This is a genomic window from Candidatus Frankia alpina, from assembly GCF_902806485.1.
In the GTDB taxonomy this organism is placed as follows: domain Bacteria; phylum Actinomycetota; class Actinomycetes; order Frankiales; family Frankiaceae; genus Frankia; species Frankia alpina.
Genome location: NZ_CADCWT010000603.1, coordinates 1 through 382, shown reverse-complemented (window position 1 = coordinate 382; position 382 = coordinate 1). Strand labels below are relative to the sequence as shown.

1 protein-coding gene is annotated in these 382 nt (G+C 74.1%); it reads right to left on the bottom strand.

Annotated features, from left to right (window positions below):
- Positions 1-382: MarR family transcriptional regulator (locus G6R25_RS24675; RefSeq protein ID WP_163554718.1), on the bottom strand; the 382-nt coding region annotated here is incomplete at both ends.

Below are 382 nucleotides of genomic sequence, written 5' to 3'. Positions count from 1 at the left end.
GGCGGCGAGGAGTTTGGTCACGGTCTTCGACACGGTGCCCTTCGTCAGCCCGCAGACGTCCACGAGCTGCTTCTGTCGCACCGGACCGGCGGCGGTGCGCACCGCGGCGAGGACCGCGGTCTCCGCATCGGTGTGCGCCACCCCGCCAGCTGGGGCCGGCGGATCCGCCTCGGCTGATGCCGGCGGGGTCGGCTTCACCAGGTGCAGGTGTCGCCCTCCGCGGTCTGGGGCCGGCGGGGTGGTGTCGGCGTGCCATACCGACACCGGCAGGGCCTGGACGGCGGTGTCGTCCAACGTCCAGGTGCGGATCAGCCGGGGGCCATGGCCTTTGAGGTAGCCGTGGCCGCGGTACTGGCGGCCGGCGGGGATCTGCTGGGGGGCG